The 16,669-nt window shown below is 69.5% G+C and carries 14 protein-coding genes; all 14 read right to left on the bottom strand.

What is annotated here, in order from left to right:
* Window positions 1-2: 2 nt before the first annotated feature.
* Window positions 3-704 carry a WXG100-like domain-containing protein gene (locus tag AC3ANJ_RS02800; RefSeq protein ID WP_376179005.1) on the bottom strand — a complete coding sequence of 234 codons (702 nt, stop codon included), beginning with the start codon at window positions 702-704 and terminating at the stop codon, window positions 3-5.
* A gap of 90 nt (window positions 705-794) precedes the next feature.
* Window positions 795-1,622, bottom strand: coding sequence for a hypothetical protein (locus AC3ANJ_RS02795; RefSeq protein ID WP_488318131.1), 828 nt, complete (start codon window positions 1,620-1,622; stop codon window positions 795-797).
* A 23-nt stretch (window positions 1,623-1,645) separates the two neighbouring features.
* Window positions 1,646-2,320 carry a hypothetical protein gene (locus AC3ANJ_RS02790; RefSeq protein ID WP_488318130.1) on the bottom strand — a complete coding sequence of 225 codons (675 nt, stop codon included), beginning with the start codon at window positions 2,318-2,320 and terminating at the stop codon, window positions 1,646-1,648.
* Window positions 2,317-3,042, bottom strand: a complete 726-nt coding sequence (locus AC3ANJ_RS02785) for a hypothetical protein (RefSeq protein WP_376178955.1) — start codon at window positions 3,040-3,042, stop codon at window positions 2,317-2,319. The genes AC3ANJ_RS02790 and AC3ANJ_RS02785 overlap by 4 nt, the downstream gene beginning before the upstream one ends.
* A gap of 1 nt (window position 3,043) precedes the next feature.
* A complete protein-coding gene (locus AC3ANJ_RS02780; protein ID WP_488318129.1) occupies window positions 3,044-3,748 on the bottom strand; it encodes a hypothetical protein in 705 nt (234 codons plus the stop codon).
* A gap of 70 nt (window positions 3,749-3,818) precedes the next feature.
* On the bottom strand, window positions 3,819-4,265 hold the full coding sequence (locus tag AC3ANJ_RS02775) for a DUF6630 family protein (protein ID WP_488318128.1): 447 nt from the start codon (window positions 4,263-4,265) through the stop codon (window positions 3,819-3,821).
* A complete protein-coding gene (locus tag AC3ANJ_RS02770) occupies window positions 4,262-5,965 on the bottom strand; it encodes a periplasmic substrate-binding domain-containing protein (protein WP_488318127.1) in 1,704 nt (567 codons plus the stop codon). The genes AC3ANJ_RS02775 and AC3ANJ_RS02770 overlap by 4 nt, the downstream gene beginning before the upstream one ends.
* A gap of 10 nt (window positions 5,966-5,975) precedes the next feature.
* Window positions 5,976-6,200, bottom strand: a complete 225-nt coding sequence (locus AC3ANJ_RS02765) for a hypothetical protein (protein WP_406247063.1) — start codon at window positions 6,198-6,200, stop codon at window positions 5,976-5,978.
* A 98-nt stretch (window positions 6,201-6,298) separates the two neighbouring features.
* The gene (locus tag AC3ANJ_RS02760) at window positions 6,299-6,592 is read right to left on the bottom strand and encodes a WXG100 family type VII secretion target (RefSeq protein ID WP_376178963.1); all 294 of its coding nucleotides are present in this window, start codon (window positions 6,590-6,592) and stop codon (window positions 6,299-6,301) included.
* Window positions 6,593-6,713: 121 nt separating this feature from the next.
* Window positions 6,714-11,228, bottom strand: a complete 4,515-nt coding sequence (locus AC3ANJ_RS02755; protein ID WP_488318126.1) for a type VII secretion EssC family protein — start codon at window positions 11,226-11,228, stop codon at window positions 6,714-6,716.
* A 52-nt stretch (window positions 11,229-11,280) separates the two neighbouring features.
* On the bottom strand, window positions 11,281-12,729 hold the full coding sequence (locus tag AC3ANJ_RS02750) for an RDD family protein (RefSeq protein ID WP_488318125.1): 1,449 nt from the start codon (window positions 12,727-12,729) through the stop codon (window positions 11,281-11,283).
* Window positions 12,730-12,733: 4 nt separating this feature from the next.
* The gene (locus AC3ANJ_RS02745; RefSeq protein WP_488318124.1) at window positions 12,734-14,368 is read right to left on the bottom strand and encodes a serine/threonine-protein kinase; all 1,635 of its coding nucleotides are present in this window, start codon (window positions 14,366-14,368) and stop codon (window positions 12,734-12,736) included.
* Window positions 14,365-15,861: an FHA domain-containing protein gene (locus AC3ANJ_RS02740; protein ID WP_488318123.1), complete on the bottom strand. Its 1,497-nt coding sequence runs from the start codon at window positions 15,859-15,861 to the stop codon at window positions 14,365-14,367. The genes AC3ANJ_RS02745 and AC3ANJ_RS02740 overlap by 4 nt, the downstream gene beginning before the upstream one ends.
* Window positions 15,858-16,661: a PP2C family protein-serine/threonine phosphatase gene (locus AC3ANJ_RS02735; protein WP_488318122.1), complete on the bottom strand. Its 804-nt coding sequence runs from the start codon at window positions 16,659-16,661 to the stop codon at window positions 15,858-15,860. The genes AC3ANJ_RS02740 and AC3ANJ_RS02735 overlap by 4 nt, the downstream gene beginning before the upstream one ends.
* Window positions 16,662-16,669: the final 8 nt, after the last annotated feature.

Below are 16,669 nucleotides of genomic sequence, written 5' to 3'. Positions count from 1 at the left end.
GGTCAGTCCCCCGAGATCTGCAGGTTGGCGAGGTCGGCGAGCAGGCGGTCGGTGAGGTCTTCGACATCCGCGGCGTGGGCATCCATGTCCTCCGCAGCCTGGTCGAGCGCCTCCAGGTCGGCGAAGAACTCGTCCACGTCGCCGATGTTGTCCTCGACCACGGGAGAGTCCAGCAGCGCCATCGCGAGACCGGGGACCTGGTCCACGAGCGGCTCGACCGCCAGCGGAAGCACCTCGCCGATGACCTTCTCGAGCGTCGCCTCCATGAGCATCGAGAAGAGCTTCTTGCGGGCGAGGATCAGCAGCGCAGCGCCGCCGGCTCCGAAGGGACCGGCGGCCAGCAGGGGGACCAGCTGGATGAGCGTGAGCGTGACCTCGGCGATCACCTTGACCTTCAGCGCGAGCACGATCTCGGCGGCCACGTCGATGCCGACGGCCGCGGGCCCCAGCACGTCGAGCAGCTGCTGCACGTTCTCGGAACGGTTGCGGTTCCACGCCGTCACATGCGCCGCACCGGTCTGGCCGCGCATCGCGGCGGCGATCTCACCGTTGATGCGGCGGTCTGCGGTCTGGACGAGCGTCTCCATGTCGTCGCGATAGCCCCGCACGAGCACAGCGGCCTTGCGCACCTCATCCTCATCGATGTCGGGCCACTCCAGCCCCATCTTGTCCATGATCCAGATGAGTTCGTTCGGCAGCATCATTCCCACGGCGATCACCTCCGCGTTCGACGCTAGCCATCGACCGGAGATGCCGCGATGGGGAGATCAACCCATGGACGTGCGCGGGATTCCTCAGTCGCGGGGCGGCTCGCCCGGCACGAAGTAGCGTGCCGGCGACAGGCCGGTGCGGATGATCGCGTCGCCGCCGGCATCCAGGAACTGGTCCATCGTGGCGACGCTGAGCGCACCGGACGGATCCGCGACGATCACGTTGTCGACCACAGGAAGCAGCGACGCCGTGCCCTTCGGCCATGCCGCGAACGTCGTCGTCACACCGGTTTCGAGCACTCGGATCTTCGGATCGATGTAGCGCACGTCCGGACGCTGCAGCGCCGCCGTCTGCGCCTCGTACGCGCGAACGCTGAACAGCCGCAGCACCCGCTGGATCCGCATCTCCAGCGCAGGGAACTTCTCGAACCATCCGAACGGCGCCCACCCGTCGCTGGTCAGGACGATCGGATGCGCAGACACCAACGGCCCCTCCGCATCGAACAGCTCCTCCGCGAGGTCCAGCACCCGCCCGACCGCCGCTTCGTCATCCGCTCCGACGATCGCCAGCCGGTCGCGCGAAAGCGCGAACACCACCGGGTCACCCGCCAGCAACCCGGCCGGTTCCACCAGGACGGCCGCGGCGAGCGACTCGTCGGTGATGAGGATCACTCCGTCGACAGCATCCGGAAGCGTGCCGGCCGAGGCAACCGCTGCGGCGACGACGTCGCCGAACGGGCGGGACCACGCCTGCGCGTCGCCCTGCGTGACCGCAGCGCCGGTGCCGGCCGCGTTCAGGCCCACGAAGATCTCACCGCCGACGTACTCCACGCGAGGGTGCGCCTCGCCCGGCGCCGTGATCGACAGCACGCCGAGCTCACTCGCCCCGTACACGCGAGCGGTCCCGCTCACTTCGACATTCCCGAACGCGCTCGTCACGATCCCTGACCCTCCGTCTTGTGCTCTGCCAGGCTACCGGCCGCGTCCGATTCGGCGAACGCGACGACGTCCGCCCATGACCACGACAGATCGAGTGCCGGCATCTTCTTGGCCGCAGTCGGCCGACGCGCCGAGACCCAACCCACCGGGACCACGTGCAGCGCGACCTTGCTCACCGGAGCGGGGAGCGGCTCACCGTAGACGGCGAGCACCGTAGCGAACCCGCCGAACGCCCACCAGTCGGCCCGCCTGACGCCCGTTCGTGCCAGCTCCTTCGCATACGGGTTCCGCGGCGACTCCGATCGGAGGTCGACACCGATCTGCATCCCCTGCCGGAACTCGCAGGCGCTGCGAACACTCATCCACAGATCATGCGCCCTCCCGCGGAGCACGTCATCGGGGGCCGCCCTCCCGCCGTCGCGAACCGGCTCCCACGACAGAGGCACGATCCACGCCTCGCCCCGGGAGAGCACCGGAACGCCGTCGATCAACCAGTGATCCCGCCGTTCCGCCTGCTGCGTTCCGCCGAGCAGCCGCGTCTCGACGGCTTCGACGATGCCATCACCCGTGACGACCAACGTATCCCCGCTGAACGAGACCGCCGCACCGTCGCGCACGGCATCGCTCGTCAGCGCTGCAGGGAGGTCCACTTCATCCTTGTCGTCGCTCATCGATGCAACGTCAACCCCTGCGCTGTTCCTGGCCAGAGCCCGGGGTTGTAATCCCCTGGACGATCCGGAGTGCCGACCCCGGTCGCGGACTCCGGAACATCGATCACGGCCTCGGGCACGCCGGTCGGAAGATATCCGCCAGGAATCCAGTGCTCGTTCGCGCCGGACTCATTACCGGACGGGATGCGCAGATTGGTCAGTTCCTCAGGTGCGAAATGCCGGATCTCGACGGGTACCGGGTTGCCGTTGTCGTCGAAGAACCAGTCCGGATCCAAGCCGAGCTGCTCAGCGATCAGGTTGGCATCGCCGCCCGACTCATCGAGGATCCGCTGCAGGTCCGACGTCGGGAAGACGAACGTCGAGTGGTCCCGCTGCCCCGGACCGTGCGCGTGCAGACTGTCCGAGAAGTAGATGCGGCTCGCGCCATCGTCGAAACGTGCCAGGTGCTGCTGGATGTAATCCTCGTCGAGGTACTCGTTGGGGTGAGGTGCGTCCCCCTTCCAACTCACAACAGCGTCCGGAGTCCAGTCCGTATCGGTCCTCCACCCGTCCTGCAGCGGGTGCGTGACGTCGGCGGAGTCCAGGTTCTGGACCTCGCTCGTGTTCCGCTTCGAAGCGGCGCCGTGCTTGCGGAACATCTCGGCCAGTTGCTTGATGTGCACGGGCATGTCGTCCAGCGATCGCAGCAGAGGCCGGATCGCGTCATCACCGAATTTACCCATGTCAGTCTCCCGCGATGTTCAGGCCGGACAGATCGGCCATCAGTCGGTCCGTCAGCGATTCGACGTCCGAGGCGTGCTGCTCCATCTCGCCCTCAGCCTGCTCCAGCGCCTGCAGGTCCGCGTAGAACTCGTCCGGATCGCCCGCGACGGCCTCGACGATGGGCGAATCCAGCGCCGCCATGATCATGCCTGGGAGCTGCTCCGCCAACGGTTCGATCGCCATCGGCAGCAGCTGGTTCAGCAGCTGCTCGATCGCGATATCGACCACCGCATTGAGCAGCTTCTTCTTGATCAGCACCATCGGACCCGCACCGACCGCGGTGATCGGGTTCGTCAGCATGCCCACCAGCGCGATCATCGTGGTCGTCACGTCGACGATGACCTTCATCTTCAGCGCGAACACGGCGTCCGCCGCGATGTCCATCGCCGACGGCACTGGTCCGAGCAGATCGATCAGCCCCTGCAGGTTCTGGGAGCGGTTCGTGTTCCAGGCGCCGACGTACGCCGGCCCGGCCTGCCCGCGCATGGCGGTCGCGAGATCGCCATTGACCTTGCGATCCATGACCTGGATCTTCGTCTCCAGCTCGTCGCGGAAGACGCCGACGATCCCCGCGCCACGGCGCAGTTCGTCCTCATCGATATCCGGCCACTCGAAACCGAGCTTCTCCATCACCCAGATGAGCTCATTCGGCAACATCATTCCCATACGGCGCAAACCTCCTCGAGAACTCTACGGGCAGGGAGCGAACCGTCGCGATGGGGAGAACAACCCATATTCAGAACACGCGCGCCTCGTGTCCGAACTGCGCTGCCAGCTCGACGATCGCCTCGGCATCCGACGCCGTGACGACGACGAGAGGGAAGGCATCCGAGTCCTCTTCGAGGAACACGACGCGCAGGTCGTGCGGTGCGAGAAGCAGATCGGCCGCGGCGATCGCGTCCGGCAGCTCGTCGATGTCCGCGACCGGCCCGAGGTCGACGGACGTGCGGAACACCCGCGGCAATCCGGCCAGGGCGTCCGAGAGTTCGGCGCCGAGATCCTGAGTCTCGAGATACGCGAGCGCGCCAGCGTCGTCCAGCCCGTCGATGACCGCGAGCCAGGGGTCGCCATCCGGATCCGCCGCGGCGGTCTCCACCGAAGCGAGCAGCTCGGAGTCGTCGTCGAGCAGCCGGCAGAAGCGCGCCCAGTCCTGCACGGAACCGCTCCGTGAAGTGCCGCTCACGGGACGGCCGCCCACTGCACGGCGCCGTACGTCAGCGGCGCCGCGACGCCGTTGCGGGGCGCGACACCGGTCACGTCCTTGTCGACGATCGTGATCCGCGGGTTCGCCGCGAGGGGAAGCGCCACCGCCGCGCGCACGATCGAGGCCTCGACGAGCGCGAGCACTTCTCGCGCCTCGTAGACGTCGGTGGTCTGCGCGAGCTCGGTGATCAGAGCATCCCGATCCGCATCCGCATGGCCGGTGACGGATGCCGAGCCACCGCTGCCCCACTGCGCGGCGATCTGCTCCGGCGTCTGCGGGATCGGCACCCGGGCGATCACGGCATCCCATCGGCCCTGCGCGAGAGCCGCGCTGTAGTCGTCGCTGCCGCAGTCGATCGCGTTCCAGCCCGACTCCGCCGCACTCTCCCGCAGCGCCGCGAACGCACCGGCCGCGAACTCGCTGTGCCGGTCGTACAGAACGCAGACCGCCGCACCGTCCGGAACTCCGGCGAACTCGCGCTGCAGCGCCGGGTCGTCGCCCGGGTCGCCGAGCAGTTCTGCGAAACCGGAGTCCTCGTTCACGATGTCGAATGCGCGCGAACCTGGAGCCGCCAGCATCGCGGTGCTCGCCGTGTAGGCGGACGCCCACTCGCCCGCCCCGCGATCGACCATGGGACGCACCGGCAGCGCATGGATGAACGCGATCCGCGCCTGCTGCCCCGCGAAGACACCCGCAGGTTTCAGCAGAAGACTCCAGAGCGTGCCGTCGTGGGTCGTCGTGACCGTGAAGTCCTGGCGCTCGAGATCGTGGATCGGCGCCCGGTTCGACGAGGTCGGCGCGACCTGCGCGACATCCAGCACCTGACCTATCGCACCCACCGGGTCGTCTCCCGGCGGCACGAGATCGATCCGGGCGATCTGCGGCGTGACCTGGCCGCGATACGCGCCGTTGGGCACCAGCGTCACGCTCTGCCCTGCCTCGTCGGCGACGATCTCGTCGATCGTGAACGGGCCGCTCGAGATCAGAAGGTCGGCGGGGATGTCCGAGGCGTCGGTGAACGCGAAGTCGTCGTTCCAGACTTCGGCGATCTTCTCGAGAGCGCTGGTGTCCGCCTCCTCGATCGCCCGAATGACCGCCTGCTTCGCCTCCATCGCATCGTCGATGCCGAGCGCCCGCTGTCCTACGACGTGCGCAGGGACCGGCACGGGGACGCGCTGCTGCCAGTCGATATCGGGCGCCGGGAAGGTCACGTCGATCGCGCGGGCGAACTCGTCGACCGCCGGCGTCTCCTCGGCGATCTGCGGCTCGACGGGTGTCTCGGCATCCTCCGGCTGCTTCGGGAAGTACCCGGATGCCCCGGCCCAGCCGAGCATCAGGTCGGCGGCATCGAGCGGGATGCCGTCGGACCACGCCGGCTCTGCGAGGTCGTAGCGGACCGTGAACGGGTCGTCGCCGACGATGCTCGCCGTGCCGAAGCCCTCATCGGGGACGAACTCGCCGTCGATCACATCCCCGAACCCGGCGCGGATCATCTCGGCGATGTCGACGTTCCCGGACGTCGGTGCGGCGGCCGCGTTCGTGGAGGTGAGCTCCCCGGTCCAGCCCACCGTGATCGCCGAGCCGGGGACCACGGTCTCGGGCAGCGCAGGCGCGCAGGCGGCCAGGCCCGCCGCAAGCAGTACGATCAGCGTCGCCGAGATGCGGCGATGCGCCCTCATGACCTCGCCGTCACACGTAGTCGGTGCCGTCGTCGGCCTCGGCGGCCATCTCGCGGTACGGCTCGCTCTCTTCGCTCTCCAGCCACGCGCGCGCGTGCTCCAGCAGGACGGCAGGAGACTCCTCCGCCTCCTGCGCCGAGCCGAACGGGCCGAGGGTGTCCTCCGACGGGCGCTCGTCCGCGCGCACGACCATCTGGGTGCTCAGGTTGTACCAGTAGGGCTGTGAACCGCTCATCAGCGCTCTCCTCCGCTCGTCTTGGTGATTCTATGCGAAAGGTCGTGATGCCCGTCCCCCCGGACAGGCGCCACGACCTCTCTGACAGCAGTGCGGGCTCAGCCGCCGGCGAGCTCCGCGTCCTTGTCGCGGATCGAGTCCGCCATGCGGTCGAGCGCGTCGGCCATGTCGTTGACGGCCTCTGCTGCGTCGTCCAGCGATGAAGTCAGTTCGTTGTAGGCCGTCGAGTACGCGTCGGACGCGTTCTCGGTCTTGAATCCGTCCTGCACGAGGTCATCGATGACCGCCTGCAGCTCCTTCAGCGTGTCGGTGACGGTGCTGCGACCGTCGCGGAGACGCGAAGCCGCGCTCTCCATCTCGCTGTATGTTGCCCCGAAATCATGTCCGGCCATGAGAAACCGCCTCCCAGCGTTTTGTCGTCTTCAGGCCGTTGCGGCCTCTTACGTCGAGGTTAGCCAATGAACGTCGACCGGCATACGGGGAGAACTACCCATGGCAGTTCTCCCCACGCGGTCACCCGCGGGCTGGCGCATCGGGCACGAACGGCATCTGCATCGTGACCGCACGACCGGCCTGGACGAAGATTCCGCGCCCCACCGGGAAGTCGCTCCTCTTGACCCGACCGAACGGCGATTTGAAGATCGACTCGCCGTCGTAGGTGTCCGGTTTCAGCACGATGCCCTGGCGCCCGGTCTTCCACTCGCCCAGCACACCGATGCTGCCGCTCGCCCTGGTGATCTCGGCCTCGCCGACCAGCAGGTGGTCGCTGTTGTTCATCGCCTGTAGCAGCGCGCGCATGGGCCGATCCGCCGGGCCGTCCGCGAGGTGCGGCATGTCCTCGATCACGATCATGATCCGCTGACGCTGCGCGTCGCTCACGACCAGCTCGGCGAGCTCGGCGGCGAGGTCCTTCTCGTCCTCGGCCTTCGTGGCACTGCGCACCCAGGGGCGGAAGTCCTTGAGCTCTGCTCTGCGGCTGCCGAAGTGATACAGCTGAACGTTCGGGTCGAAGCGCTCCATCGCGACGACGAGCGCCTTGAGCGCGTTCGTCTTGCCCGATGCCGGGGGCCCGGACACGACGAACGATCCGATCGGCTCGAAGCCGCGAGGAGCGAGCGTGTCGTCCGCGACGCCGAACACCGGCATCCTGTCGGCCTGGGCCGGCATATCGGCCACCGGGACCATCGTCGGCAGCGCGCCGATCTCGGGCAGATCGCGCACGCCCGCCTCGCGCAGGCGATCGCCGAGGGCGGCGAGCGCCTTCGTCTGCTCGACGGCGTTCGATGTGCCCCCGAGGACGGCGATCTGCGCCTCGTGCCCGTCGATGACGGCACGCCCCGGCGCGGACTGCTCGTCGAGGACGTCGCGCGGCACACCGAGCAGCATGTACTGGCTGGGGTCACCCATGCGCAGGACGACGCGGCGCGAGATGTTCGACGCCACGGCGCTCGGCACGGCGTTGCCGCGGTCGGCGGTCATCACGACGTGCAGACCGAGGGTGCGTCCCTCGCCGAGGATGCGCATGAAGATCCGGTAGAACGGCCCGCGTCCCGGCGCCATCTCCCAGTCCTTCTTGAACTCGGGGTAGTTGTCGATGAGCAGAACGATGCGCGGCATATTCGCATCGGCGAGCTCGCGGTACTCCTGGACGGAGCCGGCGCTGGCCGAGGCGAAGGCTGCGGAGCGGCGGTCCATCTCACGATCGAGCGTTCGGAAGAGCCGCTGGATGCGCTCGGCATCCGCACCGTCGACGACCGAGCCGACGTGCGGCAGCGCGGACAGCGCGGACAGCGCGCCGGAGGCGAAGTCGAGGCAGTACACCTGCGCCCGGCCCTTGTCGGGCCGCATCCCGGCCGCGGTGCCGATCGTCTTCAGCAGGGTCGACTTGCCCGACCCAGAGGTCCCGTAGATCACCAGCGAGCCGTCGCGGTCCGGCGAGAACACTGCCGGCTGCTGCAACTGCTTCTCGGGGACGTCGACGAGCGCGATCGGAACGCGCGTGTCGCCCTCGTTGGGCAGATCGCTCAGGTCGACGAGCGGTGACAGGTCGTCGAGCCACGGGCGCCGTGGCCGGGGCAGGCCGGCGGCGGCGCTCGCCTTGATGAGCGTCGACACGATGCGCTTCTGGTCGTTCGGGCCGAGGTCCTCCTCGTGCACATCCGACTCGGCGAGGCCATCCGCCTCCCACTCGCTGGTGGCGCCGAAGCGGAGCTCGGCGACCCGCACCTCCGCGACCGCGGCGTCGTCGTCGGTCGTCCATCCGCCCGCGTACGCGGACTGGAAGGGCACCAGGCGCCCCGGCCCCGTCTTCGCGATCGCGCGACCGGGAAGCGCGGGCGAGAAGCTCGCCGCGATCGGATCGTCCACGACGTCGCGCGAGTCGGACTCGTCGGCCATGCGCAGTGCGATGCGCAGGTTCGTGTTCGCCCGCAGGTTGTCCTTGATGACGCCGGCAGGACGCTGCGTCGCCATGATGAGGTGGATGCCGAGCGAGCGCCCTCGCTGCGCGATGTCCACCACGCCGTCGACGAAGTCCGGCATCTCGGACGCCAGCGCCGCGAACTCGTCGATCACCAGCACGAGGGCGGGCGGAGTCTCCGGATCCTGTCTCTTCTCGAGTTCGAGGAGGTCCTTGGCCTTCTTGCGGTTGAGCAGGTGCTCGCGGTGCTGCAGCTCGGCGCGGAGGCTCGTCAGCGCGCGCCGCACCAGGTGCGGGCTGAGATCGGTGACGAGTCCGACGCAGTGCGGCAGTTCGACGCAATCGGCGAACGCGGATCCGCCCTTGTAGTCGACGAACAGGAACGTGACGCGATCGGGGCTGTGCGCTGCCGCCATGCCGAGCACCCACGCCTGCAGGAACTCGGATTTTCCGGCACCGGTCGTTCCGCCCACGAGGGCGTGCGGGCCGTGTGTGCGCAGATCGAGCGCCATGGCGTCGCTCGGCCCCTGCCCGATGATCGCGCGGAGCGTCCCGGATTTCTTCATGCGCGGGCGCGGTTTCGGCGATCGATCGAGGATCGTGTTGTTCTGCCGCCATCGCTCGATCACGACGCGCGGGTCCTCGGCGATCGCCGGATCCACGAGTTGCAGGAACATGACCGCGGTCGGGATGTCGGACGAGTCGTGCACGACCGTGCTCGCGTCGACGACCGGCGCGAGGCGTCGGGCCAGCATGTGCATGTACGCGTTGGAGACGCCCTCCACACGGACGTGCTCGAAGTTCTCGCCGTTGCGGACGAGTCCGACGGTCGCGTCCTCGAGCCCTGTCGTCACGTCGATGTAGCTGCGGCACACCGCGGGCAGCGACTCGACGGTGGGCGAGACGAACACCGCATGCACGCCGTGATCCGCACCGCGCTCGAGCACATCGGTCAGGCGTCCGCGATCGACGGGGGCGTCGCTGGTCACGAACACGATGACCGACACCCTCGGCGTGCTCTTGTGCTCACCGGCCGCCCGCGACACGTCCGTGCCGTACAGGATCGGGTTCCAGTCCTCCTTGAACGGACCGCGCGGTTCGCCCGCGCCCTCGGTCGCGGCGGCGCGGGCGACGTACTCCTCGAGCGTGCTGAGCAGCGCGGCGCCGGTGGGCGCCGAGTCGGCGAGGGCCACATCGCGGAAGGGACTGCGCTCACTCGAGGTGTGCGGCATCCACTTGAGCCAGTCCAGCTCGGGCGTCCAGGCCGCGTCGGCGAAGGCGACCGCGACGACGTCGTTGGGAGCGTGCATCCCGAACAGCTGCACGGCGATCCCGCGCATCGCGTCGGCGACCGGTGCTTGGGGCCCGGCGATGCCGATCGAGCCGGCGTCGGCGAGCGCGTCGTACACGGGCACGTCGTCGACGAAGGCGTAGCGCTCCTGGAGCCGGTCGATGCGGTCGATGAACTCCGGGAGGCCTTCGGGTGCGTCAGCGTCGTCGATCTGATTGCGCGCACGGAGGCGGCAGCTGCCCAGCCGGAGGCCGAGGAAGTTCCAGTGCTCAGGTCGCCTGGTCCACAGCAGCGGCCCGAGCCGCATGGCGTGGTCGAAGACCTCGGCCACGGGCGGCGCCTCGGCGTTGCGCGCCAGCTCCTCTTCGGGCTTACCGCGGAAGAAGTCCTCTTCCAGCTGCTCGTACTGGCGTTCGAACAGGAGGAATTCGTGGTTCGTTCCTTTCTTGCTCTGCACGGCCTGATTGATGATATTGCCGAACGCCATCAGCGGCGTCATGACGACCATCAGCAACGATCGCGGATTCTCATTCAAGGCGTACAGTGCCAATCCCATGAGGATCGGCGCGACGAGAATCGGCCACGGGAACATCTTCCCGATCTTCTCGGTGGGCAGCCGCGGCGGCTTGAACTTCGTCCCCGGATAGCGCACCTCGACGCGGGGGCTGCGGTTGAACAGCAGACCGCCGCCGCGCTCGATGATCGGATCCTCGGCCGTCGAGCCGTCGAACGATCGCGCGAGCCGCAGCACGAGCGTGGTGCCGCCGATCACGAACGGTTCGCCCTCTTCGACCCGCACGCGCTGCACGGCCACACCGTCCACCAGCACGCCGTTCGCCGAGTTCAGGTCGACGACCTCGATGTGCGTGCCGACCTCGAGTCTGGCATGCCGCTTGGACACCATCGGGTCCGCGAGCACGACGTCGTTGCCAGCTTCTCGGCCGACGAAGACGTGGCCGGTGGTGATGGGGAACTCCTGGCCGGCGAGCGCGCCGGCCGTCGCGACCAGGACGCCCGCGCTTTCCCGCCGGTTCGCGCCGGCGAAGTCGGGCCCGTAGTTGAGGATGGACGCCGCGAAGCCGGAGCCGACCGCCGCCTCGCCGATCGGCACGTCCGGCTGCAGCGGGACCAGCCGCTCGCCGGTCGGAGGCGCGACGGCCAATGTCAGCACATCGCCGTCGGCGACGGGTGTCGAGCGCGTCGGGTCGGCAGCGGCGACGTGGCGTGCCACGTCTCCCGCGGTCGCCGTGGAGTCGGTCGTGATCACGATGTCGACGGGGTCCCCTGCCGGGCGATGCAGGGTCAGCTTGAGCCTCATGCGTATTCCTCAATCCCGCTGGGCTCGCCAGCGCACATCTGTTCGCCCACCGTCACACCCGCACCACGGACGCCACGCGGTCGCCGAGCCGGATCACGTCACCATCGATCGTGAGCACAGGGATGCCTGCGGCGACGGCGTACTCGACACCGGCCCTGACGAGCCCGGACCCGTTCGTCGAGCGGCAGTCGATGATCTCGAGCCCGCCATCGACCGGACGCACGAGCAGGTGCGTCTTGGACAGGGATCTGCTGTCGTCCGTCAGAGCGATCGGCCGGGCCTCCGGGTGCTCGGTCGCATCCGGGTTGCGCCCCAGCAGGACGGGTTCGGACACCAGGATGCTCTCGCCGGTGTCGAGCCGCAGCCCGAAGCGCGCCGCGGGCATGCGCTGCACGGGGGAAGGGTGGGACTCGGGAGCCGGTTGGGCCACCGGAGCCGGCTGCGATGCGGGAGCATGCTGAGTCGGCAGCGGCGCGGGCGCGGGTTGCGGCGCGGGTGCCGGCCGAGCAGCGGGAGCCGGCTGGGGCGCGGGAGCCTGAGCCGGTGCCTGCTGCGGACGCGACGTGGACGTCGGCACGGGTCCCGGCATCCCGCCCGGCCTCCCCATCGACGGCAGTCTCGGGGCCGGCGTCGATGCCGGTTCGCCCCGGTAGCCGCCGAGCACGGGCTTGCCCGTCTCGACCTGCACGGACTCGGCCGCAGCCGTCGCGAGTCCGACCTCGGGGCGCTCGTTCGCCGCATACGGGCGGGCGACGCCGAGCACGCCGGCGCTGATCCGGTTGCCCGGCCGATAGGCGGGCTGCGCGTCCGCGGTCGCGTGGGTCGCCAGCGACGGCAGGGTCGAGCGGCCCTTCGTCGGCTCCGCCTTGACCATCTTGCGCGCCACGCGCATCCGCTTCTCGTCGTACGGGTTGAGCCCGCGGCGCGCATCGACCAGCCAGATACCGGTGGCCTTGTCATGCCAGCCTCGGCCGCGGCCCTCCGGGTCGAACGTCGGTGTACTGAGCAGCAGCGCTGGTCCCAGCACGGGCACGATTCCGGATGCGCCGAAGATCAGGAACCGCAGCAGCACGCGCCCGACACCGGGTCGCTCGAGCGTGCGCACGTCGACGCTGCGGATGCCGGCGATCGCCTTGCCGATCGTGCGTCCCTGACGACCGTGCTGCACCCACTGCACGATCAGGAGAACGAGGGAGAGCACGGTCGAGACGCTCGCCATCACGACGGCCAGGATGAAGCCCGGGTGGTTCAGGAACCCGTACGGCGAGATCGCGCCCGTGGCGAGCTTCAGGAGCAGCGGAACCGCTCCGAGCCACAGCGGCAGCTGCAGCAGCATCCAGAGCGCGACGTCGCACACCAGGGCGAGGCTGCGCCGGCCGAACGGCGCGCGCAGCAGACCGAGCGCAGCGGCGTACGCGGGATCGGGTCGCCCCACGGAGTCGAGCCCCTCGATCTTCGGCTTGCTGTCGTCGATCTCCCAGATCATGCCGTCGGATTCCATCCCATCAATCCACGCACCCCCGCACGGGTTCGGCGAAGTCTCCGTCCGCACGCACCAGCGATACCTCGACGCAGACCTCGCCCGCGCCCTGCGGAGTGAAGGTCACCGTCGGCTCGTTCGCCTTCTCGCTCTTCGACTCGCCGGACAGCACGACCTGCTCCCAGATGTAGTAATCGCCGTCCTTCGGATCCGGGTTGGTCCACGTGAAGGTCACCTGCGCACCGTTGCGGGCACCGGCGAGCTCGGTGATCTCCGGGGTCCCCACCGGGATGACCTCCTTCGGATCCACGACCTCCTCGGTCTCCTGCGGATCCGGTGCGGCGTTCAGCGTGTTCGCGACGAGGGTGATCCCCACCACGGCTGCGGCGACGAGCACCAGCGCTCCGAGGACCCCGCCGATGAGCAGACCGGTCCGGCGTCGCGGCTTCGCCTCGGCATCCGTCGGCACGGATGCCGCAGCAGGTGCAGGTGCGGCCTGCGCGGTCAGCACCCGCGGCGGACGCAGCAGGGTCCGGTCGTCGGCGGATGCCGGTGCCGGCTGCGGCGAGATCGTCGCAGGCCCCCGGACGACCGTCGCGTCGGATCCGGATGCCGCGGCGGGCGGATCGAACACCGGCATGGCGGACGTCGCCGGTGCCGGGGTCCCCAGCGGACCGCCGGCGAACGGCTGGGTCAGCGCGGACGGGCGTGTGGATCCGGCATCCGGGTCGATGCTGACGACCTGACGAACACGCGTCAGACCGTCGTCGTCATCCTCGATCTGCTCGACCGGGTGGTCGTCGACGATGTCGACGGGCGTCACGGAGTGCGACAGCTCGATCTGCACCTTCTGCAGGGCGCGGGCGAACGAGACGGCGCTCGGGTACCGGTCGGCGGGGTTCTTGGCCATCGCGCGCTCGAGGACCCGCTGCAGGCTCGCCGGGGAGTCGGGGCGGCCCAGTTGCGGCAGCGGCGCGCGCTCGATGCGCTCGATCAGGTCGGCGCTGGAGTTGCGCTCCCCCGCGCGCTCGAACGGCGAACGGCCGGCGAGCAGCGTGTAAAGCGTCGCGCCGAGCGCCCACACGTCCGACCGGGTGCCGCTCGTCGGCGGATCGCCGAACGACTCGGGCGGCGACCACGGGATCGACATCCCGGTGGCCTCGGACATGGCCGAGGTCGTCGAGGCGATGCCGAAGTCGGTCAGCGCCGGACGGTTGTACTCGGTCACGAGGATGTTGGCCGGCTTGATGTCGCGGTGCAGCACTCCGGCACGATGCGCGGTCTCGACGGCCCCGGCGACCTGGATGCCGACGCGCAGCGCCTCGGCGACCGAGAACGACTCGCGGCGAGCGCGCAACTGCAGGTTGGGCCGGGGGCAGTACTCCATGACGAGATACGGCCGGCCATCGCCGGCGACGCCGGCCTGGTAGATCGTGACGATCGCGGGATGCGTCGACAGCATCGCCATGACGTTCGCCTCGTCGGTGAACTCCTGTGCGGACGCGCTCGCGATGCGGTCCGCGAGCAGCACCTTGACGGCGACGCGACGCCGCGGCAGCTGCTGCTCGTACAGGAAGACGTCCGCGAAGCCACCCGTGCCCAGCGGCTCCACGTAAGTGAAGCCTGGTAGCTCGGGCGGCGTCGACGGGGGTCGATTCACGGGAGGTCCTCAAAGGCGACGGTGACACCGTCGCCGAGGTCGATCACGTCACCGGTGAGCACGAGCGTCTGCTCGCCGGGGTGCAGGCGCACCGGGTCCGCGCCGGGGCGCAGGAGGGTGGAGCCGTTCGTGGTGTGCAGATCGATCACCACGACCGTGTCGCCTTCCGGCCGGACCTCGAGGTGGCTGCGGGAGATGTCCTGCTGAGGGCTCTCCACGGCGATCAGGTGCGGCAGGCTCGCGCCGGACGCGCGGGGCGCACGGGGGCGGCGGCCGATCACGACCGTGCGGTCGAGGTCGACGACCTGGCCGGTGGAGACGCGGATCCGTCCGCCTCCGACCGTCGGCAGCAGCGCGGTCGGAGCCTCCGGCTCGAGCTGGGGCACCGGCGGCAGGTCGCCCCGGAGCGCACGCGCCTCGGCGACGGAGATCGTCGCACCGTCGTGGTCGCCCTCGATCGGCGCTGCCGGCGGCGACGGGACGGAGTGCACGGTGTCACCGAACAGCTGCTCGAACTCATCGAAGTCAGACCCGAGGGTCTGCTCGGCCGGGACGAGCGTCTCGCCGCTGATGCCGTCGACGGGTTGCGGTTCCTGCTCGGGCGCGGCGGGTCCGGATGCTCCGGGCTCGGATGCTTCGGGTCCGGACGCGTCGAGCTCCGACACTTCGTCCTCGGATGCTCCAGTCGGCTCGGGCTCGTCGGTCGGCTCATCGATGGCGCTGGCCTCGGTCGCCGCGTCGGGCGCGGACTCGGCAGTTTCGGCGGATGTCTCCGACTCCTGCGGCTCTGCCGCGTCGGCATCCGCGTCGGCGTCGATCGGCGGCCAGGCCAGATCCTGGGAGGCCGGAGTCGGAGGCTCTGCAACCGGTGCGGCCACCGCCGCAGCGCCCGGCAGCAGTGCGTCCGCGGCCTGTGCGTCGGGAGCGGACTCGGTCGACGCATCGTCGGTCGGTGACGCCTCCGACGAGGGCGCGTCGGACGCCGCTGCGTCCGCTGCCTCGGCATCCGGGACCGCACCGGCGACGGTCGAGGTCATGGACTCGGCGTCGGACGACTCGACGTCCGCGATGACCTCTGCGGCGCGGATGACGCCGCCGATCACCGGCAGCTCCGGCGCGCCGGCCGCGTCGTCGAGGCGCAGCACGATGCGGGTCGCGCCGGGGATGAAGCGCTCGTTCCAGGTCAGGACGTCGGCACCCGTCAGCGATTGGACGCCGTCCGTGCCGGTGACGTCGGCCGTGATGTCGCCGCGCAGCGCGACGCGCGCGTTCGCCCCCTCGACGACGGCGGCGATGAAGGGCGGCATCGCCGAGAACGACCCGCCGACGCTGTCGGTGATCGCATCCACCACGACGGCGAGCGTGCGCTCGGCGTTCAGCCGCTCCCACAGGGTCGCGACGAGCGCCTCCGACGCGTCGGACGGCAGGGCGACGAGCGCCCCCGGTGCGACCAGAGTGTTCCACTGACCAGGTCGATAGATCGTGTGCATCATCGCATCCCTCCTGCGGCGGCTTCTCTCGGTCGCGTGTCCGCATCGATGTCGTCGTCGGCCTGCAGCGGACGACCGGGCTTGGACGCGACCAGCACGGCGTCGGCGACGACGACCGTCACGTTGTCTCGTCCCCCGGCCCTGACCGCTTCATCGACGAGCACGTCGGCGGCGGTCTGGGGGTCCGGTTCGGTCATAAGGATGTCGCGGATGCGCTGGTCGTCCAACTCGGACGAGAGTCCGTCCGAGCAGACCAGCATCCGGTCCCCGAGTTCGGCCGGGAACATCCAGTAGTCGGCTTCGCCGGTGCTGCCAGCGCCGATCGCACGGGTGATGATGTTGCGACGGTGATCCGACGCGGCATCCGCGATCGACAGCTCGCCGGAGTCGATGAGCTCCTGCACGACCGAATGGTCGACGCTGATCTGCTCGAGCTCGCCACCCGCGAGCCGGTAGGTGCGGGAGTCGCCGATGTTGAAGGTGAGCCAGTAGCCCATGCCGTCGACCGAGGCGATCACTGCACCACTGAGCGTCGTCCCGGCGCGGCCGTTGCCCGACGTCGACAGCGCATCGACCGCGGTGCGGGCGCGGCTGAGCGCCGTGCGGACATCGTCGAGCGTCAGGTCGGGTCGGCCGATGAAGCGGGAGAACTGCTCGACGACCGCGGCGCTGGCGCATTCGCCGGCCTCGTGCCCGCCCATGCCGTCGGCCACCAGGAACACCGGCGTGCTCGCGAGGAGCGAGTCCTCATTGAGCGGTCGCCGGTTGCCCGCATGCGTCGCCGAGCCGGTGGAGACGATCATGGCCGGGA

Source organism: Microbacterium sp. STRO-1N, from assembly GCF_057748015.1.
The sequence above is the reverse complement of the archived record's forward strand: the minus strand, read 5'-3'. Positions and strand labels throughout refer to the sequence as shown.

Coding starts and splice junctions, on each gene's coding strand:
- AC3ANJ_RS02790 (WP_488318130.1), bottom strand. CDS start 2,320: ATGAGCGACGACAAGGATGAAGTGGACCTCCCTGCAGCGCTGACGAGC.
- AC3ANJ_RS02780 (WP_488318129.1), bottom strand. CDS start 3,748: ATGGGAATGATGTTGCCGAATGAGCTCATCTGGGTGATGGAGAAGCTC.
- AC3ANJ_RS02735 (WP_488318122.1), bottom strand. CDS start 16,661: ATGATCGTCTCCACCGGCTCGGCGACGCATGCGGGCAACCGGCGACCG.
- AC3ANJ_RS02740 (WP_488318123.1), bottom strand. CDS start 15,861: ATGATGCACACGATCTATCGACCTGGTCAGTGGAACACTCTGGTCGCA.
- AC3ANJ_RS02755 (WP_488318126.1), bottom strand. CDS start 11,228: ATGAGGCTCAAGCTGACCCTGCATCGCCCGGCAGGGGACCCCGTCGAC.
- AC3ANJ_RS02800 (WP_376179005.1), bottom strand. CDS start 704: ATGATGCTGCCGAACGAACTCATCTGGATCATGGACAAGATGGGGCTG.
- AC3ANJ_RS02760 (WP_376178963.1), bottom strand. CDS start 6,592: ATGGCCGGACATGATTTCGGGGCAACATACAGCGAGATGGAGAGCGCG.
- AC3ANJ_RS02785 (WP_376178955.1), bottom strand. CDS start 3,042: ATGGGTAAATTCGGTGATGACGCGATCCGGCCTCTGCTGCGATCGCTG.
- AC3ANJ_RS02765 (WP_406247063.1), bottom strand. CDS start 6,200: ATGAGCGGTTCACAGCCCTACTGGTACAACCTGAGCACCCAGATGGTC.
- AC3ANJ_RS02770 (WP_488318127.1), bottom strand. CDS start 5,965: ATGAGGGCGCATCGCCGCATCTCGGCGACGCTGATCGTACTGCTTGCG.
- AC3ANJ_RS02750 (WP_488318125.1), bottom strand. CDS start 12,729: ATGGAATCCGACGGCATGATCTGGGAGATCGACGACAGCAAGCCGAAG.